Source organism: Alcaligenes sp. GW821-FHT11D07 (assembly GCF_058808495.1).
Genome location: NZ_JBXART010000001.1, coordinates 138,766 through 165,652 on the forward strand (window position 1 = coordinate 138,766; position 26,887 = coordinate 165,652).

The 26,887-nt window shown below is 55.9% G+C and carries 21 protein-coding genes; 12 read left to right on the forward strand and 9 right to left on the reverse strand.

Annotation, left to right across the window (positions count from 1 at the left end; all coding sequences use genetic code 11):
• Positions 1-339 precede the first annotated feature (339 nt).
• A complete protein-coding gene (locus tag AC1RSM_RS00635; protein WP_492928472.1) occupies positions 340-1,293 on the forward strand; it encodes a LysR substrate-binding domain-containing protein in 954 nt (317 codons plus the stop codon).
• A 47-nt stretch (positions 1,294-1,340) separates the two neighbouring features.
• Here the strand turns inward: AC1RSM_RS00635 and AC1RSM_RS00640 are convergent, their stop codons facing one another.
• The 3 genes from AC1RSM_RS00640 to AC1RSM_RS00650 form a co-directional block, all read right to left on the reverse strand.
• Positions 1,341-1,787 carry an OsmC family protein gene (locus AC1RSM_RS00640; protein WP_492928474.1) on the reverse strand — a complete coding sequence of 149 codons (447 nt, stop codon included), beginning with the start codon at positions 1,785-1,787 and terminating at the stop codon, positions 1,341-1,343.
• Positions 1,788-2,102: 315 nt separating this feature from the next.
• A complete protein-coding gene (gene dbpA / locus AC1RSM_RS00645) occupies positions 2,103-3,503 on the reverse strand; it encodes an ATP-dependent RNA helicase DbpA (RefSeq protein WP_492928477.1) in 1,401 nt (466 codons plus the stop codon).
• Positions 3,504-3,806: 303 nt separating this feature from the next.
• Positions 3,807-4,580 carry an IclR family transcriptional regulator gene (locus AC1RSM_RS00650; protein ID WP_492928478.1) on the reverse strand — a complete coding sequence of 258 codons (774 nt, stop codon included), beginning with the start codon at positions 4,578-4,580 and terminating at the stop codon, positions 3,807-3,809.
• Between the two features lie 325 nt (positions 4,581-4,905).
• Between AC1RSM_RS00650 and AC1RSM_RS00655 the strand changes: the two genes are divergently transcribed.
• The 8 genes from AC1RSM_RS00655 (at position 4,906) to AC1RSM_RS00690 (ending at position 14,584) form a co-directional block, all read left to right on the forward strand.
• The gene (locus tag AC1RSM_RS00655) at positions 4,906-6,381 is read left to right on the forward strand and encodes an NAD-dependent succinate-semialdehyde dehydrogenase (protein WP_492928480.1); all 1,476 of its coding nucleotides are present in this window, start codon (positions 4,906-4,908) and stop codon (positions 6,379-6,381) included.
• Positions 6,382-6,479: 98 nt separating this feature from the next.
• The gene (locus tag AC1RSM_RS00660) at positions 6,480-7,778 is read left to right on the forward strand and encodes an ABC transporter substrate-binding protein (protein ID WP_492928482.1); all 1,299 of its coding nucleotides are present in this window, start codon (positions 6,480-6,482) and stop codon (positions 7,776-7,778) included.
• Between the two features lie 173 nt (positions 7,779-7,951).
• Positions 7,952-8,848, forward strand: a complete 897-nt coding sequence (locus AC1RSM_RS00665; RefSeq protein ID WP_035272061.1) for a branched-chain amino acid ABC transporter permease — start codon at positions 7,952-7,954, stop codon at positions 8,846-8,848.
• Positions 8,845-9,831: a branched-chain amino acid ABC transporter permease gene (locus AC1RSM_RS00670; protein WP_492928484.1), complete on the forward strand. Its 987-nt coding sequence runs from the start codon at positions 8,845-8,847 to the stop codon at positions 9,829-9,831. Before AC1RSM_RS00665 ends, AC1RSM_RS00670 begins: the two co-directional genes overlap by 4 nt.
• The gene (locus tag AC1RSM_RS00675; protein ID WP_492928486.1) at positions 9,828-10,577 is read left to right on the forward strand and encodes an ABC transporter ATP-binding protein; all 750 of its coding nucleotides are present in this window, start codon (positions 9,828-9,830) and stop codon (positions 10,575-10,577) included. Before AC1RSM_RS00670 ends, AC1RSM_RS00675 begins: the two co-directional genes overlap by 4 nt.
• On the forward strand, positions 10,567-11,229 hold the full coding sequence (locus tag AC1RSM_RS00680) for an ABC transporter ATP-binding protein (RefSeq protein ID WP_492928488.1): 663 nt from the start codon (positions 10,567-10,569) through the stop codon (positions 11,227-11,229). Before AC1RSM_RS00675 ends, AC1RSM_RS00680 begins: the two co-directional genes overlap by 11 nt.
• An 11-nt stretch (positions 11,230-11,240) precedes the next feature.
• On the forward strand, positions 11,241-12,395 hold the full coding sequence (locus AC1RSM_RS00685; RefSeq protein ID WP_492928490.1) for an iron-containing alcohol dehydrogenase: 1,155 nt from the start codon (positions 11,241-11,243) through the stop codon (positions 12,393-12,395).
• A gap of 443 nt (positions 12,396-12,838) precedes the next feature.
• Positions 12,839-14,584: a DUF4153 domain-containing protein gene (locus tag AC1RSM_RS00690; RefSeq protein WP_492928491.1), complete on the forward strand. Its 1,746-nt coding sequence runs from the start codon at positions 12,839-12,841 to the stop codon at positions 14,582-14,584.
• 47 nt (positions 14,585-14,631) lie between these two features.
• Here the strand turns inward: AC1RSM_RS00690 and AC1RSM_RS00695 are convergent, their stop codons facing one another.
• From AC1RSM_RS00695 to AC1RSM_RS00720, 6 genes are all read right to left on the reverse strand, one after another.
• Positions 14,632-15,543, reverse strand: coding sequence for an alpha/beta hydrolase (locus AC1RSM_RS00695; protein ID WP_492928493.1), 912 nt, complete (start codon positions 15,541-15,543; stop codon positions 14,632-14,634).
• Between the two features lie 417 nt (positions 15,544-15,960).
• A complete protein-coding gene (fdhE, locus tag AC1RSM_RS00700; protein ID WP_492928495.1) occupies positions 15,961-16,887 on the reverse strand; it encodes a formate dehydrogenase accessory protein FdhE in 927 nt (308 codons plus the stop codon).
• Positions 16,884-17,537: a formate dehydrogenase subunit gamma gene (locus AC1RSM_RS00705; protein ID WP_492928497.1), complete on the reverse strand. Its 654-nt coding sequence runs from the start codon at positions 17,535-17,537 to the stop codon at positions 16,884-16,886. The genes fdhE and AC1RSM_RS00705 overlap by 4 nt, the downstream gene beginning before the upstream one ends.
• Positions 17,521-18,447, reverse strand: coding sequence for a formate dehydrogenase subunit beta (fdxH, locus tag AC1RSM_RS00710; RefSeq protein ID WP_492928499.1), 927 nt, complete (start codon positions 18,445-18,447; stop codon positions 17,521-17,523). Before fdxH ends, AC1RSM_RS00705 begins: the two co-directional genes overlap by 17 nt.
• Entirely contained in the window at positions 18,444-21,536 is a 3,093-nt protein-coding gene (fdnG, locus tag AC1RSM_RS00715) for a formate dehydrogenase-N subunit alpha (protein WP_492928501.1), read from the reverse strand. The genes fdxH and fdnG overlap by 4 nt, the downstream gene beginning before the upstream one ends.
• A gap of 473 nt (positions 21,537-22,009) precedes the next feature.
• Complete coding sequence (locus AC1RSM_RS00720) at positions 22,010-22,228, reverse strand: hypothetical protein (RefSeq protein WP_492928503.1); 219 nt, start codon at positions 22,226-22,228, stop codon at positions 22,010-22,012.
• Between the two features lie 49 nt (positions 22,229-22,277).
• Here AC1RSM_RS00720 and AC1RSM_RS00725 point away from each other — a divergent pair, with 49 nt between their 5' ends.
• From AC1RSM_RS00725 to fauA, 3 genes are all read left to right on the forward strand, one after another.
• The gene (locus AC1RSM_RS00725; protein WP_492928505.1) at positions 22,278-23,222 is read left to right on the forward strand and encodes a helix-turn-helix transcriptional regulator; all 945 of its coding nucleotides are present in this window, start codon (positions 22,278-22,280) and stop codon (positions 23,220-23,222) included.
• Positions 23,223-23,393: 171 nt separating this feature from the next.
• Positions 23,394-24,569 (forward strand): multidrug effflux MFS transporter, encoded by a 1,176-nt coding sequence (locus AC1RSM_RS00730; RefSeq protein WP_492931400.1) that lies wholly within the window; start codon positions 23,394-23,396, stop codon positions 24,567-24,569.
• 117 nt (positions 24,570-24,686) lie between these two features.
• Complete coding sequence (gene fauA / locus AC1RSM_RS00735) at positions 24,687-26,885, forward strand: TonB-dependent alcaligin siderophore receptor FauA (protein ID WP_492928507.1); 2,199 nt, start codon at positions 24,687-24,689, stop codon at positions 26,883-26,885.
• Positions 26,886-26,887 lie beyond the last annotated feature (2 nt).

Consider the following 26,887-nt stretch of genomic DNA (forward strand, 5'->3'; position numbering starts at 1 on the left):
TCGCTAAGGGCAAAATGTAGAAGCTTGAAATGAATCCGACCAATACTTGCTTTAGATCGTGTAATCGGCCAGGCCGATAAGTCTTCTTTAAAACCCTTTTACGGGTATGGTCTAAGACGGAATGCCAGTATTGATGCGGCCTTGCGGACACCTAGGGTTTACGAGAGCTTCAATTGCTGCGCTGCAACAATGAGAATCAAGCCTGCATTTCTGGCCTTGGGAACAGCGACAATAGTGCCTACAAGAAAGGCTCGCTCTGGAGCATCACGGCACAGCGGGCAATCCCTCTTGCCAGGCCTTGAGCCGGGCAGGGAGTAATCAATTAGACAGGAGACAAATTTGGAGTTGCGGCACTTGCGTTACTTCGTTGCAGTTGCGGAGGAGTTGAATTTCACCCGCGCTGCCGAGCGGCTGTATACCTCTCAACCCTCATTAAGCGAGCAGGTTCGCAATCTGGAGGAAGAGATTGGCTATCCCTTGCTGAACCGCACCCGTCGCAAAGTGGAGTTGACGGACGCAGGGGCCGTGTTCCTGGATGATGCTCGGGAGATTCTGCAAAAAGTGGAGGAGGCGGTGCTGCGCGCTGGCAAGGCTGCCTCGCAGGCACGAGAGGTCTTGACGATAGGTTTTGTACCAGCAGCGGAAGTACGTATCTTTCCGGCAGTGCTCCCTGCCTTTCGTGCTGCTTTCCCGCAGGTGGACGTGGTGTTGCGCAGCCTGACGTCCAATGAGCAGGAGGGGGCGATGGCCAGGGGGGAGCTGGATCTGGGCTTTATGCGTGGCCCCGTGCGAGCCAGCAATGTCTGTAGCGAGGTGGTGCTGGATGAACCTTTGCGAGTCTACCTGCCGCAAGGCCACAGGCTGGAAGCCTATAGCCTGGTACCCCCGGCCCGTTTGCATCGCTTGCCCATGATTGCGGTGGACCGCTCATATGGACGCTCCATGCACGATGTGCTGGCGCGCTATCTGGCCCACCATAAAGTGGTGCCCGAACATATCTACAACTCGGCTAATCCTTTGATGAGCATTAACTTGGTGGCTGCGGGCTTGGGTTATACCTTGCTGCCCACGTATGCCGAATATTTCATGCCCAAGAATGTGGTGTCGCGGCCCTTGATTGGCGGTGGCCCGCGTTGCGAGCTTTTGATGGCCTATCCACGAGATACCGCCAGCTTGAGCGAAGCGGCGGCCAGCCTATTAGAGCGCATACGTGAACTGGCTCGCTGGCATGGTTCGGCACCTGCAGCGGCCAGTCCTTTGAAACAGGCTCCCAACAAGATCGCCTGTATGTAGTTGCTCATACAGGCTGCAGTATTTTCTACAAAAATACCGGCTTGATCTTATTTTCTAATAATATTGATCTCGTTAGAGATCTCAGGTGTATTGATGATTGTGTCCAGGACCGGGCAGGTTCTTTCAATAAATTGGACAAAGTTTTCTATTTCTTCATCGCTATTGTTGGCCTGAATATAGTATTTGGATGAGATTTTATAAAATCCCATTTTTGCTTCTTTGTTGATTCCGTTGAATCCATCAATATCGATTTCACCATCCATCTTTATTTGGATATCAATTAAGTCGATCTTTTGTCTCTTTGCAAAGCTTTTCGCAACAATGCATTTGCATGCACCAATTGATGAAAGCAGTGCCTCCAGCGGAGTCATACCACCATTTTTATCGTTCAGATTGCTGGGTTCATTCAGAAGAATGGAAAAATACCTAGAGGAGCACTCAACCTTTAGTTTGTCTATTAACGTTGCAGTTGCGGAAAAAACTTGCTTGTTCATGGCTTTTCCTTTTTTTGCGTCTTGTTAATTAGCTAACGATCTTATGGCTGTTTTCTCTTTGTTTCTGAGGTTTGGATGGCTTGGTTTTAGTTGATGCTAACAAATTTTATCGTGCAGCGTTTTTTAATTGCAGCTTATATATATTTTTTTTGCTGCGCTTATTTTCTATAACTTGGCTTCGTCAGTTAATAGCCGCTGACCGCTGGTATGAAATGCAGCAGTCAGTTTACCCGGCAACGGCACTGGCCATTAAAAACTACTAGGCCAGTGTGTCGGTGTTGCCGGTCCTTGCTTCAGGCTCTACAGCAGCCCTGTTTATTTATCTTCCAAAAAGCGCATGCGAAAGCGACGGCCTTTGATATTGGTTTCGGCAATGCGATCAAAGAATTGGCGGGCAATCTTGCGATCCAAAGCCACATAGGAGCTGGACTCCGTAATGGCAATTTTCCCGACTTGATCGCCTGTCAAACCCACGTCGCGGGTCAAGGCACCCAGCAAATCGCCGGGGCGCAGCTTGTCTTTTTTGCCGCCCTGAATTAGCAAGGTGATCATGGGGGCCTGCATGCTCTCTTGGTTTCGCGGACGCAAGGCTTTCAGATTGCCCCATTTCAGATCGCGGCCTTGGTATTGCTCGATCAGGGTGACCCAGCGCATTTCATTGCGGGACACCAGGCTTAAAGCCAGGCCTTTCTGGTCGCCACGGCCACTGCGGCCCACGCGGTGAACGTGCACTTCAGTGTCTTTGGTGACGTCCACGTTGATGACGGCTTCCAGATTCTGGATATCCAGCCCACGCGAAGCCACATCGGTTGCAACCAGAACGGCGCAGCTTTGGTTGGCAAATTGAATCAGAACTTCGTCACGGTCCCGTTGCTCCAGATCACCAGTCAGGGCTTGGGCGCGGATGCCTTCGGCCAGCAGCTCTTCCACTACTTCCTGACAGCGCATTTTGGTATTGCAAAACACCAGGGTGGAAGCAGGGCGGAAGTGTTCCAGCAAGGTGACAACCGCGGCCAAACGGTGCTCGGGGTGGACTTCGTAGAAGATCTGTTCGATCTGGTTGGAGTCGTGCTGGGCCTCGACTTTGACTTCAGCGGGCTTGTGCAAAAAGCGTGCGCTCAAGTTACGGATGTTTTCCGGGTAAGTAGCCGAAAACAGCAGGGTCTGGCGACGGGGCGGGCAATGCGAAGCAATGGCCACGATGTCGTCATGAAAGCCCATATCCACCATGCGGTCAGCTTCATCCAGTACCAATGTTTTCAGGGAGGCCAAGTCCAGATTGCCTCGGTCCAGATGGTCCTGAATGCGGCCTGGGGTGCCAACGACGACGTGTGCGCCGTTACGCAAGGCTTCTGTTTGCGGGCGCGATGGCACACCGCCGCACAGCGTCAACATGCGCACGTTTGGAATTTGACGGGCCAGTCGGCGCAGTTCGCTGGTGACTTGATCGGCCAGCTCCCGCGTCGGGCAAATGACCAGCGCCTGGGGAGCCAGCTTGCTGGGATTCAGCGTTTGCAGCAGGCCCAGCCCAAAGGCGGCGGTTTTGCCGCTACCCGTCTTGGCTTGGGCAATCAAGTCGCGGCCTTGCAAAATCAGCGGCAGGCTTTGTTCCTGGATTGCCGTCATTTTTTCGAAACCCAGGCTATCCAGGGTCTCGAGCAAGGCGGGCAGAAGGGGGAGGGTGTTAAAGGAGGTATGGGGCACGATGGGTGACATCAAAAAGAACTGCAAAATAAAGGATTTAGCGACAGTTTACCGTTTGCGGACCAATCGCTGGGAAATAGAACGGATCGCTTGATGAGGGGATGAGCACAGCCCGCTTTGTGCCGCTGCACAAGCCGTACCTGTCCCAGAGTTTGAGGTCTTGGGTAGGCGCAGCACGTTGCGGTAAGGGGAAAGGTAGCGGGCTGTGTGGTTGAGCTCTATACAGGCTGGATGAGCGCGCTGTTTGGTCAGCTCAATAATCAGGGGCAAAGAATTGCCCCGTGAATAACGATTGTGTTCCCTGGCGGGAGGATATCAGGCTTTGCGCGATGCACCCAGCCGTTCCGACAAGCGATTGGCCAACTTGCGCATGGCTTCACCCGCACGGCGTTGAGCGGCTTCGTCGGCTTCCTGGGTCAGCAAACTGACCGCTACGCCAGCTACTGCAGCACGGTTATTGGAATCAAATACGGCTGCCCCAAAGCAGTGCATGCCGTCGCGCACGCCACAGGCATCTACTGAATAACCCAGGCGTTGCACATCGTTCAGCTCCACCATCAAATCATCTTTGCTGCGCGGACCATGTGCGGTCAAGGGCTCGGGCCAGGGGTGATTTAAGGCATGTTCCAGATCTTGCCCTTGCAAGGTACTGAGCATGGCTTTGCCGGTAGCGGTGTAGACCGCCGGTAAACGCATGCCGGCGCGAAAGGTGAAACCCAGGGGGCGGGTGCCGTTGCGACAGGCAATATAGACCACATCTTCGCCATCCAGAATGGACAAGGTAATGGTTTCTTCAGGCAGGACGCGCATATCGTCCCAGGCCGCAAAAAACTCTTGTGTCAGATCCAACTGAGACAGGAAGGCATTGGCCCAGCCCATGACGTGCGTTCCCAGCGTGAAACTGCCATTTTCCAGCTTGCGAATCAGATGCAGGTCCAGCAGGGTGGTGCACAGCCCGTACAAAGAGCTCTTGGGCATACCCAGGCGTTTGACCAGGTCCGTGAATGACAGGGGCTCCGGCGATGCCGCCAATTCGTCCAGCACAGTGACTGCACGTACTACAGCCGGAACCAGTTTCTTCTCTTCCACTACGACTAACTCCATAACGACACACAGGAAGTCCAATAAGCCCGGGTGGCCGGGGCTGAACTCTGGAAATAGGGGCAAGGTTCTGTCAGCACTGCAAGAAGCATCTCACTGGGCATGGAGCCCGCAGACCAGGCGTACAGGCCCTGAATTAGGCCAGATTTGCCGCTTGGATGCCAGCGCTACATTGTGCCTTCAAATACCCCAAAACAAAAAATACGGCAATGGATGACCTACGGGTAAACCCGTAAGGCTATTCGTTGACGCCACGATTTTTCGGCTCCTATAATTCTATCAAGTTCACTATAAGAGAAACAGGTTCAGCATAATGAACAATATCGCGGCATCATTGATTAGCAAACTGAAGGATCCCAGCCTGGCTAAAGATCAGTCCTGGACCGCTCAGGGTTGGGTCTCGGCAGGCGACGGCAACACCTTCGCCGTTCTTAATCCTGCTACGGGCGAGTGCCTGGCCAATGTCGCCAGCCTGGCCACGGCAGAAATCGAAGCGGTTATCAGCGACGCTGAAATCGCTCAGCGCGAGTGGAAGGCTCGCAGTGGACACGAACGCGCCAAGCTGTTGCGCGCCTGGTTCGATGCCATGGTTGGCAATGCGGATGACCTGGCCACCATCATGACCATGGAACAGGGCAAGCCCTGGGCCGAAGCTCGTGGCGAAGTGCTGTACGCGGCCTCCTTTGTGGAGTGGTTCAGCGAAGAAGCCAAACGCGTTTATGGCGATGTGATGGGTCACCCCCAGTCGGACAAACGCATTGTGGTGGTCAAGCAGCCCGTGGGTGTGTGCGCTGCCATTACTCCCTGGAACTTCCCGGCGGCCATGATTACCCGCAAGGTAGCTCCTGCCCTGGCAGCCGGTTGCAGCATTATTGTTCGCCCCGCCGACCTGACTCCCCTGACCGCCGTGGCGCTGGCCGTACTGGCTGAACGCGTGGGCATCCCCGCCGGTGTTTTCCAGTTGGTGACAGGCAAGTCCCGTGTGATTGGTGCTGCTCTGACCGAGAGCCCCATCGTGCGCAAGCTGTCCTTCACGGGTTCCACCGAAGTGGGCCGTTTGTTGATGGCGCAATGTGCTCCCACCGTCAAACGCTTGTCTCTGGAACTGGGTGGGAATGCCCCGTTCGTCGTGTTTGATGATGCTGATCTGGACGCCGCGATTGAAGGGGCCATGGCCTCCAAGTACCGCAACAGCGGCCAGACCTGCGTGTGTGCCAACCGCTTCCTGGTGCAAGACGGTATTTACGACCGCTTTGCCAAGGCACTGAGCGAACGTGTTGCTGCCCTGAAAGTGGGTAATGGCATGGACGAGGGCGTGGAACAAGGTCCGCTGATCGAACAAAAAGCGGTGAATCGTCTGCGCGAGCTGATTGATGACGCCGTCGAGCATGGCGCCACTGTTCTGCAAGGCGGTGAGCCTCACTCCTTGGGGGGCACGTATTTCTCGCCCACCGTCTTGGGTGATGCCACGCCGGCCATGCGCGTAGCACACGAAGAATTGTTTGGCCCTGTGGCGCCTTTGTTCCGCTTCAAAGACGAAGCAGAGGCAATCGCGATGGCCAATGACACCGAATATGGTCTTGCTGCCTACCTGTTTACCCGCGACAACGCACGTGCCTGGCGCATGGGCGAAGCGCTGGAATACGGCATGGTTGGCGTCAATACCGGTTTGATTTCCAACGAAGTGGCTCCGTTTGGCGGCGTCAAGCAATCCGGTCTGGGTCGCGAAGGTTCCCGCTATGGAATCGACGAATACCTGGAAATTAAATACATGTGCCAGCAGCTGTAAGTTGATACATACCCGCGCCTAGCGCAGCGAAGGGGCAGCTCTCATAGATAGAGCGCCCCATCAGCAGAAACCCACAATAAGCTACATAAGGAGACGCTATGTCTATCCTGTCTGCAACCCCACGAAAATTGACTTTGGCCCTGACACTGGCCACTGCTGGCCTCATGGCCAGCACGACTGCCAACGCGGATGACGTCAAGCCCATCAAGATTGGTGTGGTCACCTTCTTGTCCGGCGCGGCTTCCGGTCCCTTTGGCGTGCCTGCCAAAAACGCCGCTGAACTGACTGCTGCTCAACTGAACGAAGGCAAGGTTCCCGCTCCTTACAACACCAAGGGTCTGGGTGGTGCACCCATTGAACTGGTGTTCATTGATGAGAACGGTGGTACTGCCAAACAGGTCAGTGAATACCGCAACCTGGTTCAACAACAGAACGTGGACATTGTGGTTGGCTACATCTCCTCGGGTGATTGCCTGGCCGTTGCCCCTGTTGCCGAAGAGCTGAAAAAACTGACACTGATTTTTGACTGCGGCACACCGCGTCTGTTTGAAGATGCCAGCTACAAATACGTGTTCCGTCCCGTGGCCCACGCCACCATGGATAACGTGGCCGCTGCCCGCTTTGTGCTGGAACGCAATCCAGAACTCAAGAGCTACGCCGGTATCAACCAGAACTACGCCTGGGGCCAAGATGCCTGGCACGACTTTGAAGGCACATTGCAAGCCCTCAAGCCCGGTGTAGAAGCCAAAACGTCGCAAATGCCCAAGCTGGGCGCTGGCCAGTACAACGCTGAAATTTCCTCCTTGATGGCGGCTCGTCCGGAAGTGATTCACTCCAGCTTCTGGGGTGGCGATCTGGAAGGCTTTGTGGTGCAAGCCTTGCCACGTGGTCTGTTCCGCAACACCTTGACGGTGCTGACAGCGGGCGAAACGGCGACACACCGTGCCAAGAACCAGATTCCGACCGGCACCATTATTGGTGCACGTGGTCCACACGCCGCTTTCGCTCCTGACAATGAATTGAACCGTTGGTTGCGTGCCAGCTACCGCGATCAGTTCAATGCCGATCCTAGCTACCCGTCCTACAAGATGACCCAAACCTTGTTGGGTCTGAAAGCAGCTTACGAAAAAGCCCAGGCTGCCAACGAAGGCAAAGCACCGTCCACCGAACAAGTGGTCAGCGCCTTTGAACACCTGACGTTCGAGAGCCCATCGGGCGATGTGACGATGTCCTTGGGTCAAGGCCACCAGGCCGTTCAAGGTACGACCTTGGGCGTGGTGAAAAACGATAACGGCGTCATCAGCTACACCGATCTGCGTCACTTCAAACCTGAAGAAGTGACTCCTCCCGAAGGCGTCAAGTCCATCGATTGGATCAAGGGTGGTTTGAAGTACTGATAGACGCAAGCGTCCTGAACAGGACGCTGCCTTGAAAATTCGGGCATGCAAGACCTTGTTTTGCATGTCCGGTTTTTACCGCTTGGCCGCTCCAAGGTAAAAGCCTCCTCCACAAGGGGAAGCGAACCGAAGGCGTGGCGGCATTTTTTATTCCATTTCCACAGAAACCGACTATGTCTCTTCTTTCTGCTGCCTTAATAGATGGCATCATGTACGCCGCCTGGCTGTTTCTGGTCGCGGTCGGACTCACGCTGATCTATGGTGTGATGAAGATCTTGAACATGGCCCACGGCAGCCTCTATACCATTGGCGCCTATACCGCCGTCACCATGGTGACGCAGTGGCTCTCTACCGATCAAAGTCCTTATGGCAGCTATTTAATGCTGATCCTGGCCGCGGTAATTGCCGGTCTGGTGCTGGGTCTGGTCATTGAATACGGCTTGCTGCGCTTCTTCTATCAAGAAGAGCCGGTGGTCTCTTTGCTGATTACCTATGCGGTCTTCCTGATCCTGGAAGATACCGTCAAGCTGGTCTGGGGCGTTGATCCATACGTGATCGCCGAGCCCTATGGCTTGTTGGGTAACGTTGAATTCGGTGACTTGTTCTACCCCACTTACAGCTTTGTGATCGTTGTGGCCGCCATTCTGGCTGGCCTGTTCCTGACCCTGTTCCTGAAGTATTCGCGTCAAGGCCGCATCTTGCTGGCCGTGATTCACGACCGCGAAGTCAGCCAGGCCATGGGCATCAACGTACAACGCTACTTCTTGCTGACCTTTATTGCCGGTGCCACGCTGGCCGCCTTGGGCGGTGCGCTGACTGCTCCAACGATTTCGGTGGCTCCCGGCATGGGCGTTGAGGTCATTGTGATGGCCTTTGCCGTGGTCGTGATCGGTGGCCTGGGTTCTTTGCCCGGTGCGGCATTGGGCGCTGTGATTGTTGGGCTGGTGCGCTCGTTTGCGGTGCATTACTGGCCTGAAATCGAACTTTTCTCCATCTACGCGGTAATGGCATTGGTGCTGGCCGTCCGTCCTAAAGGATTGTTTGCTGCTGCCGAGGCCCGAAAGATATGAACAAGACCAACATTACCCTTAAGCAGGGCATGATTGCCCTGGTCATTACGGTGGCCGCCCTGATCGTGGGCTTTGGCTTGCCATCCTGGCAGTTCCTGATCACCGTCGCGCTGGCCAAGGGCCTGGTTGCCCTGGGCGTCGTCCTTTTGCTGCGTTCGGGTCTGGCCTCCTTCGGTCAAGGCCTGTACTACTGCATCGGTGCCTACGGTGTGGGCATGGCTATGAACTACCTGGACTGGCGTGAAGCCCTGATCCTGTTGCCATTTGCGGCTGCCTGCGCAGCCCTGCTGGCCTGGGTTCTGGGTTTCTTGCTGGCGCGCTACCGCGATATTTTCTTTGCCATGCTCAGTCTGGCTTTGTCCATGATCATGTATGGCTTGCTGGTGCGTAACCCCAGCCTGGGTGGTAGTGACGGCTTTAACGTGCACGCTCCCTCTTTCATGTGGGGCGCCTTTGCTGAAACCCTGTCGCGTCCGGGCGTGTTTGTCCTGACCGTGGTGCTGGTGGGCGTGGTGCTGTGGGCCATGCAAGGTTTCCTGCGCAGCCGCGCTGGCCGTCTTGGCCCGGCGATCAAAGACAATGAAATCCGTGTTGAATACCTGGGTGCTTCGGCTTACCGCAATATTCATCTGAGCTATGTGCTGGCCGCCGCTTTGGCCGGTCTGGGCGGTGCTTTGTCCTCCCTGAGCATTGGCCACGTTGATCCTGAACTGGCGTTCTGGACCACGTCGGGCGAGTTCATCTTTATTGCTGTGCTGGGCGGTACTCGCAATGCTTACGCGCCTTTCCTGGGTGCCTTGAGCCTGGAACTGATTCGCACACTGGCTTACCAATACGCTCCCAACACTTGGCAGATCGTCATGGGTGTCAGCATGTTGGCCCTGATTGTGTTCTTGCCCGGTGGCTTGATCAGCATCTTGAATCGTCGCAACGCTGCGGCTAACACCACCGACTCTTCTTCACCGACAGGGGCCCGCTCATGAGTCAGTCACCCTTGATTTCTGCTAAAGGTTTGTGCAAGCAGTTTGGCGCTGTCCACGCTGCACGCGATATGACCGTTGATATCCATGCGCAAACCATTACGGGCCTGATCGGTACTAATGGCGCAGGTAAAACCACCTTCGTGAACATGTTGACCGGCTATATGAAGCCGGACTCCGGCAATATCTTTTTTGCCGGTCGTGAGATCACAGGTTTGCCGCCACGGGAAGTAACCCGTTTGGGGATTGCGCGCTCTTTCCAGATTCCTCAGCTGTTCACTTCCCTGAACGCGCTGGAAAACGTGGAAATCGCTTTGGGCGTGGCTCGTCAGCCCCTGTCGCAAGCAGGCGAGATCCTGGAACGCTTTGGTCTGAGCGCCTTTGCTCAGTCCCAGGCGGGCACCTTGCCAGAAGGGATTCGCAAACTGCTGGACATCGCGCTGGCCATGGTGGCCCAGCCTAAAGTGCTCTTGCTGGACGAACCCACCAGTGGCGTGGCCAGTGACGAGAAATTTGAAGTGATGGACCGTGTCATGAAAGTGGTCCGCGATGCGGGTGTGACGGTTCTGTTTGTGGAGCACGATATGGAAATCGTGCGCCGCTACAGCGATCGCGTGCTGGCTTTCTATGACGGCACCATTTTGGCTAACGGCACTCCTGATGAAGTGCTGGCTCATGAGCAGGTTCGTGAATACATCATCGGCGAGCCGGTGGGACGCAATAAACAGGAGGCCGATAATGTTGCTTGATGTCAAAAATCTGGATGTACGCATTGGCCCCACCAGCATCTTGCGTCAGGTGAACCTGCAAGTGCGCCAAGGTCAGATCGTGGGTCTGGCCGGTCGTAACGGTGCGGGTAAAACCACGCTGATGCGTACGGTGATGGGTTTGCTGGCCGTAGACAATGGCTCGATTCAGTTTGACGGTCAGGAACTGGCCAAGATGCCAGCCTACCGTCGTACCAGCCTGGGCATGGGTTTTGCCCCCGAGGATCGTAAATTGATCCCCGAGCTGAGCGTGGAAGAGAACATTCGCCTGCCCGCCTGGGCCCTGAAATCCCAGGATATTGAAGAGCGTCTGGACCGTGTCTGGCGCATCATCCCTGAATTGAAAGTCTTTGGCCCACGCCGTGCTTTGCAATTGTCCGGTGGTCAGCAAAAGCTGGTCGCCATTGGCCGTGCCTTGATGACGGCAGACAAGCTGCTGTTGCTGGATGAGCCTTTTGAGGGTGTCGCCCCTGCGCTGTCCAAGCGTATTGCAGAAGTGGTGGGCGAGCTTAGCAAAGAGGGCTTCAGTGCCTTGTTGTCGGGTGCTGACTTGCAGCACGCCGGCAATGTGATCGATTACACCTACCGGATGGACCGCGGCCGTATCGAAGTACCGCAGCCCGCCATACCTTAAGGAGAAAGCCCATGTCGGCATTCGAGTTCAGAACCACCCCCGCTATTTATGTTGAAAGCGGAGCCGCTGCCCGGCTCGGTCAAATCCTGCGCCAACGTTTCTCGCAAGAGCGCGTGTGCCTGGTGACCGACCGCTTCCTGCACGAAAGCGGCTTGCTGGATCCTGCCCTGGCTGATTTGAAGGCCAAGGGCTGGACCGTGCAAGTGATTGACGATGTTATTGCCGATCCACCCGAGCACATCATCTTGCAAGCGACCGAGCGCGCCCGTCAGGCCAAGACAGAAATTGTTGTCGGTCTGGGTGGCGGTTCGTCCATGGACGTAGCCAAATTGCTGGCCGTCTTGCTGGCCACGGATCAGCCCCTGCAAGAGATGTACGGCATTGGCAATGTGCGCGGTTCGCGCTTGCCTTTGGTGCAGATCCCGACCACCGCAGGAACTGGCTCGGAAGTTACGCCGATCTCCATCGTGACAACCGGCGAAACCACCAAGTCCGGCGTAGTTGCTCCCGAGCTGTACGCGGATCTGGCGATTCTGGACTCGCAGCTGACCTTGGGCTTGCCCCCACGTATTACGGCGGCAACCGGTATTGATGCCATGGTGCATGCCATCGAGGCTTACACCAGCCGCATCCTGAAAAACCCGCTATCGGACAACTTGGCTAAACAAGCCCTGAGCCTGATTGGCAACAAACTGGTGCACGTTTGTCGCAACGGCCAGGACGCTGCAGCCCGTCAGGACATCTTGCTGGGCGCGACCTTGGCCGGCCAAGCGTTTGCCAACGCCCCGGTGGGGGCTGTACATGCACTGGCTTACCCAATCGGCGGTATTTTCCACGTACCACATGGCTTGTCGAACTCCCTGGTTCTGCCCCACGTACTGCGCTTCAACGCTCCGGCTGCAGCCCCGCTGTATGCCGAACTGGCTGAGGTACTGATGCCAGGCATTCAGGGCGACGACACCTCCAAGACAGAAGCCTTCATCAACTTCATGGAACAGATCGCCATTGATACCGGCATCGAGCGTCAACTGCGCGAAGTAGGCATCAAAGAAAGCGACCTGCGCCGCATGGCTCAAGAAGCCATGAAACAAACTCGTCTGCTGGGCAATAACCCGCGCGACGTGACCGAAGACGACGCTTTCGCAATTTACAGCGCCGCGTTCTGATAGACCGCTAACAGCGGAAACCTTTTTGCCTGAGTCCGGTGCTGTGCCGGCTCAGGTTTTTTTTGTTCTGAAAAAACGTGCGGCTGGCCTTGGCAGGAGAATTTGGTTCGGGGATCTTATCGGCGAAAGGGCTTGGATCAGGCAAAGCATATCGCTCCCCTTAAGCGGAAACTCTTTTGGTGATGCTGCTGCCCGGCGCATTGCTGAACGCATTGGCGTGTTAAGGCTTTCAGGTCTGCAAGCAGCTTATGCCAGAGCCTAACGTCTGCTTACAAGAGGGGGCCGTACACTTCAGGCCCAATGCGGGTCTGACGCGCATCCATCGTACTAAACTAGCCGGGTTTGGCAGGGCACAGCGCTACGTTTTTGCTGTGCCTTGACGCTGTCAGCGATGGTGATCTTCCATATGCTGTCCTAGTTGAATCGACTGCTTTTTATTCACCATGATTGCGATACCACTTTCCTCTCTACAGAACCGGCGAACCCTGACTTTGTCTCTGGCCGGTGCGCTGCTGGCCCTGCTCGAATGGTTTGCGTTCGTCAGTTTGATGACGTCAGATTTGCAGCAAGTGCGGTTTTGGATCGCCTTGCTTTTCGGGGTCGGGATTTTTGGTGTGGCAGCCATGTCTTTATTGATGTACTTGCCGCTGCGCAAATCCTTGCTAGCCGCTTTGGGACTGGCAGTGCTGGGGGCTGTTCTAAGCTTTCAGGGGCTAGGCGGTTACGCGGATATAGACGGTTTTTTGCTTGCACCGCAGATGGGGGTGGGGATCAGCTTGTTGTCGACTATTACGTTGCCGTTTCTGGCCGTAATGGCCGAGCGGCGTCAGGATTGGCGTAATTACCGGCGCCTGTTTGATGTCAGTTGGTCCATGGTGTGCTCCTGGGCGGTGGCGATGCTGTTTTGCGGGCTTGCCTGGGGCGTACTGATGGCGAGCCATCTACTGCTGAGCTTTGTGGGCATTACCTTTCTGGCGGATGTGTTACTGGAGCCGACTGTCGCAGCCGTGGTGTCTGGCGGCTTGGTGGGGGCGGGCTTGGCGATAGCCTCGGAATCAGATGGCTTGCTGTCGCCGCTTATATTGCTGAAATTGCTGCGTTTGCTCACTCCCGTTCTGCTGCTGGTGATGCTGGTCTTTATTGTGGCTTTGCCTTGGCGTACAGGCGAAGGCCTGCCCTTGGCAGCACTGTGCGTGGCGGCGGTATTGGGGGCGTCCACCCTGGTATCTGCTGTAGTGGCCGATGAAGACGCTAATGCGAGTGCAACCCCTTTGCTGCGTGCTTCGGCGCGCTTGCTGGGCATTGTCATGCCCGTTTTGGCTGCGGTGGCTTTGTGGGCGATCGTGTCTCGGGTCTCGCAGTATGGCTGGACCCCAGCCCGAGTCAGCGCCATGACAGCGGCACTTGTCGCGGCTGGATATGGATTGAGTTATTTCTGGGCTGCCTGCCATGCTCGGGATTGGATGTCGCGAGTGCGCCGCTCCAATATCTGGATGGCCATGGTACTGATCGTGCTGGCCGTGCTCTGGTTGTCCCGGATACTGTCTCCCGAGTCTTTGTCGGTGGCCTCGCAGGTGGAAAGGTTCAAATCGGGCGAACTAACGGCGGCCGATTTTCCGGAGATACAAATGAGAGTGGGCTGGGGGCTGCCGGGCCAGGAGGCGTTGCGCTCTTTAGTTGAGCAGGGTTTGCTGGACGTAGAACTAGAGGAAGAAGAGGGCCCTCCATCTCCAGATCAGACATCGGAACCCTGGGAGTTCAGCGAAGAGCAGGCCAAGCAGATTCTGCTTGAAACCATGCCTAGCTCACCAGCCAATCATCCTTTGCTCAAACCTTTTATTGAGAGCTATCCGGGATGGGAGATCGCCTATCTGGCCAGAGCCTGCCTAAGCAAGACTCCTGCTGGCCATCCGGATTGCTTGCTGGTTTTTGCGGACTTGCTGCCTTCCGTCCCGGGAGATGAGGTCATTATCTTGGCGAGCGATACCATGGTGAATGGTGTGACGTTTGCCATGGCAGAGGATGGCAGCTGGACGCGGGCGACCGCCTTTAATCCTGGTTTGATCGAGGAAAAAATGGCGACTGTCATTGATGGCATTCATGCGCACGGAGCGGTAATTGAACCCGCGCCTTTCAATGTCTTGAAATTGCCCGGCGGCGCTATTCTAGGCGTGACCGAGCGCCCTTGACGGGCTGCTCGGACAAAGCTGATAGCCGTGGTGTCTTTAAAAAAGCATCACGGCTGGGCAGCGATACGCAGCGCGGGTTTCAAGGATGCGGCCAGCATCTGTCCGTGGTTCAGTTCGCTAAAGTTTTCATAGCTGACGTTCAGACCAGCCTGCTGCAAGTGCTTCGCCAAATCCTGCGTTGACCATTGAGCTGCCGCATTATTCATGGACGTATTCCTGCGTTGGCCACCCACCATAATGGCGACTTGCTTGTCTTTCGCCCGAGTGGTGTCAAAAGCCTTGGCCGTCTGCACTAAAACACCCTCATGCCACCACAAGGACGGATCACCGGCGACGTAACGCTGGTACAGGTCGGGATGGGTAAACAACGCATGCAGTGTGAACAAGCCCCCGTAAGAATGCCCCCAAAGTGTTTGTCGGGAACGGTCTATGGATTCGCGCGCCTCTACCGCCGGTTTGATATGTTTTTCGATGTAGTCCAAAAAGATATCCGCTCCGCCGCCCAAACGTCCGCGTACTTCAACGGTTTTGCTCACGCCGTTCTCCGTCACGGGAGGCGTGTAATCAAAGGAGCGGGCGAGCACATCGTGGCGGGCTTCAGTGTCGTAGCCAATGGCCACCAGTACCGGGGCCGTTAGCGCGTCGATCGCTTTCAGGTCGTCCAGGCTAATGCTGGCCATGGCGGCATTGCCATCCACCATATAAATCACCGGATGCCCGGTTGCGGGAGCAGGGCGGTTTGGCGTACCAATTTGTATTTTGTAGCGCCGTTTGCCGTCTTCCGAGGACATCAGCAGCGTTTCAAAACGATAGAGATTTTGTTGTTGGTCCACAATGGTGGGCCCAACGGTCTCGTTCCAGGGGCGAGTGTTCTGATTTTCTTGGGCTTGGGTGGGCAGGGAGAAGGCCAGGCAGAGCGTGGCGGCACTGATCAGAAGGCGGGGCAGGGATGTCTTCATCGGGATCAAATCACAGAAGTCTAAACAGGAATCATTCTTGATTATAGGGTTTGTGTGAGGATAGAAAACAAATACCCGTAAAACAAATTTCGGTCTTGATGTCAGGGAGTTTTCCTGCCGCACATCCGCTGATCCTGCTTAAAAGCAGACAGGGGCAGAGATAGGGAAGAGGGACTGATACGCCGCAGTCGGTAAAGTGCAAGGACTACCTGGGCGTCTGGTGAGTGGCTGGGGCGAAGGCTGATGAGAGTGCTGAGCAGCGGGCGTATTCGCATGTGTGCGAGTGCGCAGCCCGCCTGCTTTAGAAACTGCGGTGGATAGCCAGAGCAGCAGGCTTGGTGCTTGAAGCGTAGGGAGATGGGTGTGTAAAGGTGATGAATAAACCCGGGTTAGTTTGCAGCCAACCCGGGCTCATCTTTACAGGGACTGGTCGGGCAGGGCGAAAGGATTCAGCCCTGTGCGACCAAAGCCTTCTTCTGTTGCCGCATCATCCAGCACCAGCGTTGCCAGATCGTCGGCCACGGTTTCAGCATCGGCTGCACGTTCCTGAGAGATGACCTTCAGGTAGCTATGGCAATGACCACAGCTTTCTGCACGTACCACCGCTTCGGTGGTGTCAAAGCTCAGGTAGTCGAGCTGGCCAGCATCCCCGCAATTGGTGCACTTGGCGCGAACCATATGCCATTCGCACTCGCACAAAGAACAATGCAAATAGCGCAGGCCCTGACGAGTGCCTTTATGAATCAGGCTGGCTATCGGCGCACTGCCACAAACTGGGCAGCTGGCGGACTCTTCGTCGCTGGCCGCCGGCAGAGGAACTGCCCGAGCAGCCAAGGCCACTTCCAGGGACAAGGCAGCCCACAGGAAAGGAGCCAATGCTTCGGAGACTGCATCAAACTGGTTCTGTGCCAGAGCCAGGCCTGCTTCCAGACGAGTCTGGAAGCTCATGGCACGCAGAGCATCCAGATGAGGGGTGATGGCAGGTGATGCGTCAGGTGCCAGTTGGGCCAGCAGCGTATCCAGATGCGCCAGCCAGGCGCCTTGGCGAGCAATCTCCACAGGGTCAATGGCTAGCGCATCGGAACGGCTTTCGGGCGAAACTACTGCCTGTGCCTGTGCCTGTGCCTGTGCCTGTGCCTGTGCCTGTGCCTGTGCCTGTGCCTGTGCTTGTGCCACATCCGCAGCCAGACGCAAATAGGCTTCTAGCTCGTGGCCTTGGGCCAGTTCGCGCAATCGGGCGGCGCGGGCGGTGTAAAGTGCCTGCAATTCAGGACGAAGAATGGGATCAAAGTGGCGTGTGGATTCCTCGGAAGGAACTGAACGGATCACAGGGATTTCGTTCATGCTTTGCCTCGCTTTGTTTTGCTCTCGTTCGTTTTGAGTTCCTCGTGCCAGCGATCGTGGTGGTGACGTATCCAGTTTTTGGAGACATAGCCCGTCACCATGCCGGTGATGGAGCCACGCACCCAAATTGCCAGGTAGATATGGCCCAGAATCAGCAGAATCAAACCGATTCCCGCAATCGAGTGGATCAGGATCGCCAGCCGTAGCACGGGAATGGAAAAGAACTCGGCAAAGTAGGCGCGCCACATGATCAGGCCCGACACCAGCAAGGCCACGATGGAACTCATGATCAGCCAGAACAGCACTTTTTGACCGGCATTGTATTTACCGATTTGCAAAGGCTGTTCCACCTTGTTCAGGACGACGCTTTTGACGTTGCGAAACCAGATCAGGTCCGTTTTGGCAGGCAGGTTGTACTTCACGAAACGTACAAACATATAGCAAAGCCCGACAAACACGGCGATGCCTAAAAAGGGATGCAGGACACGCGCCATTTGCGGTGTGCCCAGAAAGGAACTGAGCCAGGAAAAGGTGGGAAAGAACCAGGACAGCCCCGAGGTGGCCGCCAGGAAAAAGCAGACCACCACGGCCCAGTGGCAAAGCCGCTCGGGGAACTTGGTGCGTAGAACAAGATTATTTTTCTTGGACATGATTCCCTCCTTCAGCGGTTTTGGTTTCCTGTTCGCTGTCGTGCTCATCTTCGTTTTCGTCGACGCTGTTCGGGCCCACGCCAATGAAGTGAGCAGCCATACCGGCAACAGCTACGGCGCCTGCTATGGCAGCCGCCGGTTTAAGTACATCTTTCCAGCCTCCCACCACAGAGCTGATTTGCGGGTCTTTAGGCAAACCTGCGTAGCGCTGCGGATCATCGGCGTGTTGCAGTACATACATCACGTGCGTACCGCCTACGCCCTGCGGGTCGTACAGGCCGGCGTTTTCATAGCCGCGTTCGTTCAAGTCCTCGATACGGCTGGCGGCCAGATCCTTCATCTCCTGTTTGGAGCCAAAGGCAATCGCGCCGGTCGGGCAGGTCTTGGCACAAGCTGGGGCCTGTCCTACTGACACACGATCCGAACACAGGGTGCACTTATAGGCTTTGTGGTCTTTTTTGGAGATGCGCGGCACGTCAAAAGGGCAACCTGCCACGCAGTAACCGCAGCCCACACACAGGTCGGACTGGAAATCCACAATGCCATTGGCGTATTGAACGATGGCGCCGGGCACCGGGCAGGCTTTCAGGCAGCCGGGGTCTTCGCAGTGCATGCAGCCGTCTTTGCGAATCAACCATTCCAGCTTGCCAGCCTCATCCTCGTGCTCGGTAAAGCGCATCAGGGTCCAGCTGTCGGGTGTCAGGTCGCTGGGGTTGTCATACACCCCAACGTTCTCTTCCACTTCACCGCGCAAGTCATTCCATTCATTGCAGGCAACCTGACAGGCTTTGCAACCAATACAGATTGATACGTCAATCAGCTTGGCCACTTCCATCTGGTGGTCGCGTACCTGCGGGGCCGGTGTGATGGCATTGGTCGCCGAGCGGCGCACTATGTTTTGCGAATTCATGCCGTGGCTCCCTTCATTTTCTCGACATTGACAAGGAAGGCCTTGAACTCCGGTGTTTGCGTATTGGCATCGCCCACGCCGGGAGCCAGGGTATTGGCAAGAAAGCCCTTGCGGGTTTCGCCTTCAAAGCCCCAGTGGCACGGAATCCCGATCTGCTGGACTTCCTGACCCGCAACGGTCAGCGTGCGCATGCGCTTGGTCACCACGGCTTTGGCGGTGATGTAGCCGCGCTTGGTCGTGACTTTGACGGTATCGCCGTGGCTAATGCCTTTTTCAGCCGCCAGTTGCTCACCGATTTCGATGAACTGTTCTGGTTGCAACATGGCATTCAGATAAGAGTGCTTGGTCCAGTGGCGGAACAACTCGGTGATCGAATAGGTGGTCGCAACATAGGGGTAATCGTGGCGATTGCCCATGCGTTCAGCATCGTTGGACAGAATCCGGGCCGTCGGGTTATGCGTCACCTTTTCATGCAGCGGGTTTTTGGCGATCGGGCTTTCCACCGGCTCGTAGTGCTCGGGGAAGGGGCCATCGTTAATGCCTTTTTCCGAGAACAGGCGGCCCAGACCTTCAGGCAGCATGATGAACGGTGACGCCGGGCTGCCGGGGGGCAGGTTGGCGGGAAAGTCCGGGATATCCGAACCTGTCCATTGCTTGCCGTCCCAATGCAGGATCTGGCGCTGCGGGTCCCACGGATTACCCATTTCGTCCATGGAGGCGCGGTTGTACAAAATACGGCGGTTGGCAGGCCAGGCCCACGCCCAGCCCGGAGTATTGCCCAGGCCCGTATCGGTATTGTCCCGATTGGCCATCTGGTTGCCTTTCTCCGTCCAGGAACCGGCAAAGACCCAGCAGTAGCTCTGTGTAGTGCCGTCATCGCGCAATTGCGCGAAGTTGTCCAGAAGCTGGCCTTTACGCAAAATCTGCTTGCCGTCTTCATCAAAGACATCAGCCAGCGCATAGCCGTTTGCCTCTTTCGCCACTTCTTCTGGATGCGGGAAATGCGGGTCGTGGTAGGTGTCGCTGTCCCAAGTCATGCTCAGGACTTGCTCGGGACAGGCGCCGCCTTCTTCTTCGTACAGACGGCGCAATTCCATCATGATTTCGCCCAAAATATTGGGGTCATGACGGGCATCGCCGGGAGGCTGCTGACCGGCGTAGTGCCATTGCAGCCAACGGCCCGAGTTCACGATAGAGCCGTCTTCTTCAGCAAAGCAGTTGGAGGGCAGACGGAACACTTCCGTCATGATCTCTTCGGTCTTGACGTCGTTGAACTGTCCTTCGTTGCGCCAGAAGTTGGAGGTCTCGGTGACCAGCGGGTCCACAATCACCAGGAACTTCAGCTTGGACAAGGCCTTGGAGGTCTTGTTCTTGTCCGGCATGGCGGCCAGTGGGTTAAAGCCTTGGGCAAAGTAACCGTTGACCTTGCCCTCATACATCATGTCAAAGTAGGCCAGCATGTCGTAGCTGCGGTCCCACTTGGGCAACATGTCAAAAGCGAAATCATTGTCCGGCGTGGCGTGCTTGCCATACAGGTTTTTCAGCAAAGAGATGAAAAACTTGGGCGTGTGCTTCCAGTAATTGACTTGTCCTGGCAGCACATCTTTGGGCGTTGTCTCTTCCAGATACTGAGCCAGACTTTGTTGACTGTCCGAAGGCAGGTTCATGTAGCCCGGCACACGCAGGGAAAGCAGACCTAAGTCGGTATAGCCCTGGATGTTGGAGTGTCCGCGTAAAGCGTTCACGCCGCCTCCGGCCATGCCGATATTGCCCAGCAAAAGCTGAATCATGGCTGCGCCACGGATGATCTGGGCGCCCCCGGTGTGGTGAGTCCAGCCCAGCGCGTAAAGCCAGGTCAGGGTCTTGTTCTTGGCCGAACAGGAGCCAATGATTTCAGCAATTTGCAGGAAATCCGCTTGTTTGACGCCTGTGATGTTCTCGACCACTTCGGGTGTGTAGCGGTCTACGTGCGCCTTGAGCAGCTGCAGCACGGAGCGCGGATGCGTCATGCTGGGATCACGCATCACCTGGCCATTGTCGTCAAGGGCGTACGTCCAGGAGGACTTGTCGTAGACCTTTGTTTTCGGATCAAAGCCGGAGAACAGGCCTTCATCAAAGGCGAAGTCATCGCGCACAATCAATGAGGCGTTGGTGTAGGCACGTACATAGTCGTGCTGGATCTTGTCATTGTCCAAGAGCCAACGCACCATGCCCATCAGAAAGGCGGTGTCGGAACCGGCGCGAATGGGCGAGAAAATATCTGCCACGGCCGCGGTACGGTTAAAGCGCGGGTCCACCACAATGACCTTGGCTTTGTTTTTGATCTTGGCCTCGATTACCCATTTAAAGCCTACCGGGTGTGCTTCAGCCGGGTTGCCGCCCATCACGATCACCACGTTGGCGTTCTTGATGTCCACCCAATGGTTGGTCATGGCACCGCGCCCAAAGCTGGGTGCCAAGGCAGATACGGTAGGGGCGTGGCACAGTCGTGCCTGGCAGTCGATGCCCAACATCCCTAAAGCACGGGTAAATTTGAAATCCAGCAAGCCGGTTTCATTGGAGGCGGCAGACGAGGCCAGAAAGCCGGAGGACAACCAGCGGTTGACCACCTGGCCTTGTTCGTTTTTGGCGATGAAGTTGGCATCGCGGTCGTCTTTCAAAAGGCGCGCAATGCGTTTGGTGGCATCGCTCCAGCTGATCTTTACCCACTCTTTGGCGCCCGGCGCCCGGTATTCGGGGTGCAGCAGGCGGTTTTTAGAGTGGATCATGTCCAGCAGGCCTGCCCCTTTAGGACAGAGCGAGCCGCGGCTGACCGGATGATCCGGATCGCCCTCGATATGAAAGATGCGTGGTTTCGCGTTTTTGGCGCCATCTCCCAAGGAATACATCAAGATGCCGCAGCCGACCGAACAATACGTACAGTTGTTTCGGGTCTCTTTGGAGCGCAGTAATTTGTAGGGCCGAACGGCGGCGGAAACTTGAGCAGCGGCTGTCGAAAGTCCCATCGCGGTCGCTGACAGCGCAGCTGCCCCAGCACCAAGAATTTTGAGAAATTGACGCCGACCAAACCTTGGTACGGTGTTATTCATGAAGGCTTCTTCTTGCAGAAAGAGGTATTGGCAAAAGGATCACTAATTGCCGGGCCGCATTATAGCAGTATGCGTATAGTGTGCTTTTGCTCTGGGAATACCGTCCGCGTGCTGACGCTGAGTCTTCTTTCAGGCCAATCTTAAATAGCTAAGATTTATTTAAGTGCTGGCGAAAAAGCAATCTTCCAAGATAGTAAAGGGCGAGGCCACTCAGGATAAAAGCAGGGAGTGCCCACACCATGCCCGCACTGGTCAGGTTGGCTCCCTGAGCGGTCAGGCAACTGGAGGCTGCTGCTTCAATGCACGCCTGATGACGGTAATAGCGCTCGTAAAAAAGCCACCAGAAAAGACCGGCCAACATAGAAAAAATGATGAAAAGAAGAGCGCTTTTAAACCGGGAGGCAGGGCTGGGAGTCATGCTTGAAAGTGTAAGGTGAAAATAGTCGTGCGCGGTGTGTCATTAGTGCGCTGTTTTAAGCCTGGCTGCGCGCGATAAATAAAAATACTAATCGCTTTTTTTTTAGAAAACGGCTGGCTGAGTGAAGAATTGGCGCGTTCAAAAATGAATAAAATCCTGATCTTTCAAGGCGCTTGCAGCCTGTGTGGCTGCTGATAAAAGCTGCCATATAGTTGAGAATGTATGCTATTCTCAATTGGGTTTTTCTCTCTACTTTAGCCTTTTCTGCCTTCATATTGCCCTCCCACCGGGCAGGGCACGCACCTCTTCCACGCTAGTTTCCTATGATCAGATTCACGGTATCGGACTTTGACCGACTCGGTAGCCCTGCGGGATTCCGCTATCGTTTGCCGCATTACTCTGGTTCAAGTCAGAGCATGGAACAGCTTTGCATCGCGGAAGGGCGTGTACAGGAATACGACGTTCGGCCCGGCTTGAAACTGGTGCTCTCGGACATCATCACCCACCATCACTACGAAGCGACTTCCCTGGCTGCGCCGCAGTTCTCGGCCATTGTCATGCTGCAAGGCCGGGCACAGACCCAGCTGTCCAGTCAGAAGACCGTCAGCATGATGGCCCAAAGCGGTGCCACCATTGCGCATTCTGACGCTGTAGCAATGACCGGGGTGCACCCGGCTGGGCAGCGCCTGCGAGGCATCAATATTTCACTTAGTACGCCAGATAGTCTGGCGGATTCGCCACTGGGCGAGCTGCTGGTCAAGGCCATGGCTTCGTCGCGGATACGTCTGCAACGCTGGGCGGTGCCTGCCCACTTGCTTACAGCGATCGACCAATTGATAGACAGCCCCTTGCAGGGGACGTTGCACAATCTGCTGCTGGAAGGCGTCAGTCTGCAAGTGCTGGCCCATGCGCTGGATGGCTTGGAGCGAATGCCAGACAACAATTCTCCTGTTTCGGCACGAGACCGTCAGTTACTAGAGCGTGTCAAAGAGCGTCTCTACCATTCGCCGGGCGAAGACCATACCCTGGCGGACTTGGCCAAGCTGGCTTGCATGAGCCCCAGCACCTTGCGGGTGAAGTTCCAGGCTGCTTACCAATGCTCTGTGTTCGGCTGGCTGCGCGAGCGCAGGCTGGAACTGGCACGCGAATATCTGAGCCAAGGATGGAGTGTGCAGCAAGCTGCCCATTTTGTGGGCTACCGCCATGCCACCAACTTTGCTACTGCCTTTCGCGAGAGATATGGCATTTCGCCCAGCGAATTGAACTAGCCCTAAGTTCAGGAAAGGGCAGCTTAGGCATTCGGCAAAGCTCTTTAGGCATTTGGCATTGCCCGCTTCAGTCCTCATCAGCCATTCTGAATAGTATGTGTCCCTTTGGGCGCCTTCTTTCCTGAATCAAATAGAGCTGTGTTGCCTTCCTTGCTTCCCCCTTATCCCGTGATGGTGTTGATTCTGGGCCTGTTAGCCTGCGTAGCACCTGCCACGATCGACGCCTATTTACCCGCATTCAGCGCTTTGGAGCGTGAATTCAATGTGCCGCCCCACGCCGTGCAGCAGACACTGGGGGTGTACATGTCCGCCTACGCGGCCATGCTGCTATTGCATGGCACTTTGTCCGATGCCTGGGGGCGAAAACCAGTGGTTCTGGCTTCCCTGGGAGTCTATATAGCGGGCTCTGTACTGGCTGCCTTGGCACCCAGTTTTGAGTACTTGATGGTGGGCCGGGTGCTGCAGGGTTTTTCGGCCGGCGCGGGCTTGGTTATCGGCCAGGCAATAGTGCGTGACTGCTTTCAGGGTGAGCAGGCCAGCCGTACGCTGTCATACATTGTCGTGGTGTTCAATGTGTCGCCCGCTTTGGCCCCTATTGTGGGCGGACAACTGATTGCTCATCTGGGTTGGCGCTCTGTGTTCTGGATGCTGGCCATCCTGGCTGCGGTGGCTTGCTGGCTTTGCTTGCTGCGCTTGCCGGAGACTTTGCCAGCCAGCAAACGCCAAGCCTTGGCCTGGCGACCCTTGCAAGTGGACGTGTGGCACTTACTGCGTGATGTGCAGTTCATGGGCATGAGTCTGGCCATGAGTCTGCTGATCGGTGCCCAAGCATTTCTAATTGGAGCCGCACCTGATTTCATTGTGCATACCTTGAAGCTGCCCGAAACTGCTTTTGCGGTTTTGTTTGTGCCTTTGGTTATCGGGGCGACAGTGGGGGCCTTGGCCTCGGCGCGGCTCTCCCGGCGCTGGGGAGACTTGAAAATTATTCGCTGTGCCTACGCGCTGATGTTGGGCAGTTGCATTGCCTACGCCGTGTATTTGGGGAACTCTGGAGCGCCTGCCTTACCTTGGGCGGTTGCCTTGCCCGCCTTCTTTGCGGCTGGACTGGCCATGTTGCTGCCGGCGATGACCATGCGAGTATTAGCGCGCTTTCCGGCACGCTCGGGCCTGGCGGCATCGTTATTGGGCTTTTTTCAGATGGCGACGTTCTCGCTGATCAGCGGCTGGTGCGTACCGTGGGTATATGGGCAGCCCTTGCGTATGGCGGGGGCCATGTTGTTCGCTGTCTTCTTAAGTGCGGCCACCTGCCTGTGCTTACAGGCCCGGGCGGATCGAGTGTTGGTGTAGCGGCGGTCAAGACAGGACTGATATTTAGCATAGGGTTTCTGCGTTTATAGATACATGACGCACAGACTTGAGGATGATAATTGTTCGCATCTAATTCATTTGCTGAGATCCCCGTTCATGTCTGCCGTTTTTTCCAGTCCCGCCCGCTTGCGAGCCCGTCTGCTGACTTCTTTGACTCGTTCCGCCATGCTCTTGGCGGCGGCTGGCGGCCCGGTGTGGGCGCAGGACAAAACACCTGATGATTCGCCGGTAGAGCTCTCTACTATTACGGTCAGAGGAACGCGGGACCCCGCCGTCACGGAAACCAGCCCTTCCTACACCACCAAAGCCATGAGCACGGCGACTGGTTTGTCTTTGTCGATCAAGGAAACACCTCAATCGGTCAGCGTGGTGACGCGTCAGATGATGGAAGACCGTGGCATGCAGACTACGGCTGATGCTTTGCAAAGCGCGCCGGGTATTTCCGTGACGCGCAGCGACACCAACCGTTATTCCTTCTCGTCCCGGGGCTTTGGCATCGATAACTATCAGTTTGATGGCTGGACCCAGCCGGTGCTCTCGCCATGGGCGTTCGGTGAAAGCAATCTGGACCTGGTGGTGTTTGATCGGGTGGAAGTGGTGCGCGGTGCAACCGGTTTGATGACAGGGGCGGGCAGCCCTTCGGCAGCAGTCAACTATGTGCGCAAGCGCCCACTGCGAGACTTTGCCGCTTCGGCGGGCGTGGATGTGGGTAGCTGGGATTTCGCCCGTGGCTATGCCGATGTCTCTACCCCTATCACCGAAGACGGCCGTGTTCGCGGACGTATCGTGGGGGCCTACGGCAAGGCCAACAGCTATACGGATTTGCAGGACACTAAAACCCGTACCTTATATGGCGTGATTACGGCCGACCTGATTCCCGGCATGGAGCTGACGGGCGGGGTGGCTTACCAGTCCAGTTCAAACAACGGGTTTGGTAGTGGCTTTCCGCTGTTCTATAGCGATGGCTCACGCACGGATTTCAAGCGATCCATTTCCAACAACGCAGATTGGGCGCGAATTGAGAACGATACGACAACGGGTTTTGTGGATCTGAGCCATCAGTTCGCCAATGACTTGAAGTTGCGTCTGACGTACAACCAGTCGCACACCGATGCATCCATGAAGCAGATTTTCCGGGGCGGCTATCCAGATCGGGAAACAGGCTTGGGCACATCGAACTCCTATTCGTATTACAAGGGCGATGTGCGCCGTAAAGCATTCAATGCGTCCTTGTCCGGGCCGTTTGAGCTGTTCGGTAAAGAGCACGAGTTCTCGGTGGGCTGGATGATGGCCCAAGACCGTGTGTCCTTCCCGCAGTATCGGGCCATGGCTCCTTTGCCGGATGCAGGCAGTTTCTACCAGCCGGGCCGAGTGCCCGAGCCAAATTGGTCGGGTGATCCTTCCCAGGCCGATGATATGGATAACAAACAATCCGGCGCTTATGCCGTCGGTCGTTTTGCGCTGATGGATGATCTACGCTTGATGGTGGGTGGGCGCATCAGCAACTGGGAAACCGACCAAACCTATTTCGGTGCCAAGCGTCAGTATCGTCACCGTAATGAATTCATCCCCTACGCTGGCCTGATCTACGACTTCAATGACACGTACACGGCTTACGCCAGCTATACGGAAATCTTCAAGCCGCAAAATGCTCGTAATGAGCAGGGCGAAATACTGGCGCCCATTACCGGCAAAAGCTATGAGCTGGGTCTGAAAGCGGCCTGGCTGGATGGTCGCCTAAACGGGGCGTTGTCCTTGTTCCAGACGCGGCAGGATAATCTGGCCGAAGCTACAGGCACCAATGTGATTGGCGCACCGCCCAATACTCCGGCATACCGCCCGGTGTCGGGAGCCAAGGTAGAAGGGGTCGAGCTGGAGCTGGGTGGTGAATTGATGCCCGGCTGGAATCTTGCCAGCAGCTTGACCACCTTCACGGCCAAAGATGCGCAGGGCAAGCCTATCAATACCAGCAAACCGCGTACGCTGGTCAAGGTCTACACCACGTACCGCTTGTCGGGTGATTGGCAGGGGCTGACTGTCGGTGGTGGTATCGACTGGCAAAACCGCATGTACCAGGATGCCACGGCCCCAGGCCGTAAGGTGGTCAAGGTGGAGCAGGGCAGCTATGCCATCGTCAACCTGATGGCACGTTATGAGTTCAACAAACGGGTGTCAGCCACGCTGAATGTGAACAATTTGTTCGACAAGAAGTACTACTCGCAGATCGGTTTTTATAACCAGGGCTGGTATGGTGCGCCGCAGAATGTGATGCTGTCCTTGCGGGCGCAGTATTGATT

What these genes read in the sequence shown, in the direction of transcription:
- AC1RSM_RS00640 (WP_492928474.1), bottom strand. Translation starts at nt 1,787, where the DNA reads ATGAACAAGCAAGTTTTTTCCGCAACTGCAACGTTAATAGACAAACTA.
- dbpA (WP_492928477.1), bottom strand. Translation starts at nt 3,503, where the DNA reads ATGTCACCCATCGTGCCCCATACCTCCTTTAACACCCTCCCCCTTCTG.
- AC1RSM_RS00655 (WP_492928480.1), top strand. Translation starts at nt 4,906, where the DNA reads ATGAACAATATCGCGGCATCATTGATTAGCAAACTGAAGGATCCCAGC.
- AC1RSM_RS00660 (WP_492928482.1), top strand. Translation starts at nt 6,480, where the DNA reads ATGTCTATCCTGTCTGCAACCCCACGAAAATTGACTTTGGCCCTGACA.
- AC1RSM_RS00665 (WP_035272061.1), top strand. Translation starts at nt 7,952, where the DNA reads ATGTCTCTTCTTTCTGCTGCCTTAATAGATGGCATCATGTACGCCGCC.
- AC1RSM_RS00670 (WP_492928484.1), top strand. Translation starts at nt 8,845, where the DNA reads ATGAACAAGACCAACATTACCCTTAAGCAGGGCATGATTGCCCTGGTC.
- AC1RSM_RS00675 (WP_492928486.1), top strand. Translation starts at nt 9,828, where the DNA reads ATGAGTCAGTCACCCTTGATTTCTGCTAAAGGTTTGTGCAAGCAGTTT.
- AC1RSM_RS00680 (WP_492928488.1), top strand. Translation starts at nt 10,567, where the DNA reads ATGTTGCTTGATGTCAAAAATCTGGATGTACGCATTGGCCCCACCAGC.
- AC1RSM_RS00685 (WP_492928490.1), top strand. Translation starts at nt 11,241, where the DNA reads ATGTCGGCATTCGAGTTCAGAACCACCCCCGCTATTTATGTTGAAAGC.
- AC1RSM_RS00690 (WP_492928491.1), top strand. Translation starts at nt 12,839, where the DNA reads ATGATTGCGATACCACTTTCCTCTCTACAGAACCGGCGAACCCTGACT.
- AC1RSM_RS00695 (WP_492928493.1), bottom strand. Translation starts at nt 15,543, where the DNA reads ATGAAGACATCCCTGCCCCGCCTTCTGATCAGTGCCGCCACGCTCTGC.
- fdhE (WP_492928495.1), bottom strand. Translation starts at nt 16,887, where the DNA reads ATGAACGAAATCCCTGTGATCCGTTCAGTTCCTTCCGAGGAATCCACA.
- AC1RSM_RS00705 (WP_492928497.1), bottom strand. Translation starts at nt 17,537, where the DNA reads ATGTCCAAGAAAAATAATCTTGTTCTACGCACCAAGTTCCCCGAGCGG.
- fdxH (WP_492928499.1), bottom strand. Translation starts at nt 18,447, where the DNA reads ATGAATTCGCAAAACATAGTGCGCCGCTCGGCGACCAATGCCATCACA.
- fdnG (WP_492928501.1), bottom strand. Translation starts at nt 21,536, where the DNA reads ATGAATAACACCGTACCAAGGTTTGGTCGGCGTCAATTTCTCAAAATT.
- AC1RSM_RS00720 (WP_492928503.1), bottom strand. Translation starts at nt 22,228, where the DNA reads ATGAAGGCAGAAAAGGCTAAAGTAGAGAGAAAAACCCAATTGAGAATA.
- AC1RSM_RS00725 (WP_492928505.1), top strand. Translation starts at nt 22,278, where the DNA reads ATGATCAGATTCACGGTATCGGACTTTGACCGACTCGGTAGCCCTGCG.
- AC1RSM_RS00730 (WP_492931400.1), top strand. Translation starts at nt 23,394, where the DNA reads ATGGTGTTGATTCTGGGCCTGTTAGCCTGCGTAGCACCTGCCACGATC.
- fauA (WP_492928507.1), top strand. Translation starts at nt 24,687, where the DNA reads ATGTCTGCCGTTTTTTCCAGTCCCGCCCGCTTGCGAGCCCGTCTGCTG.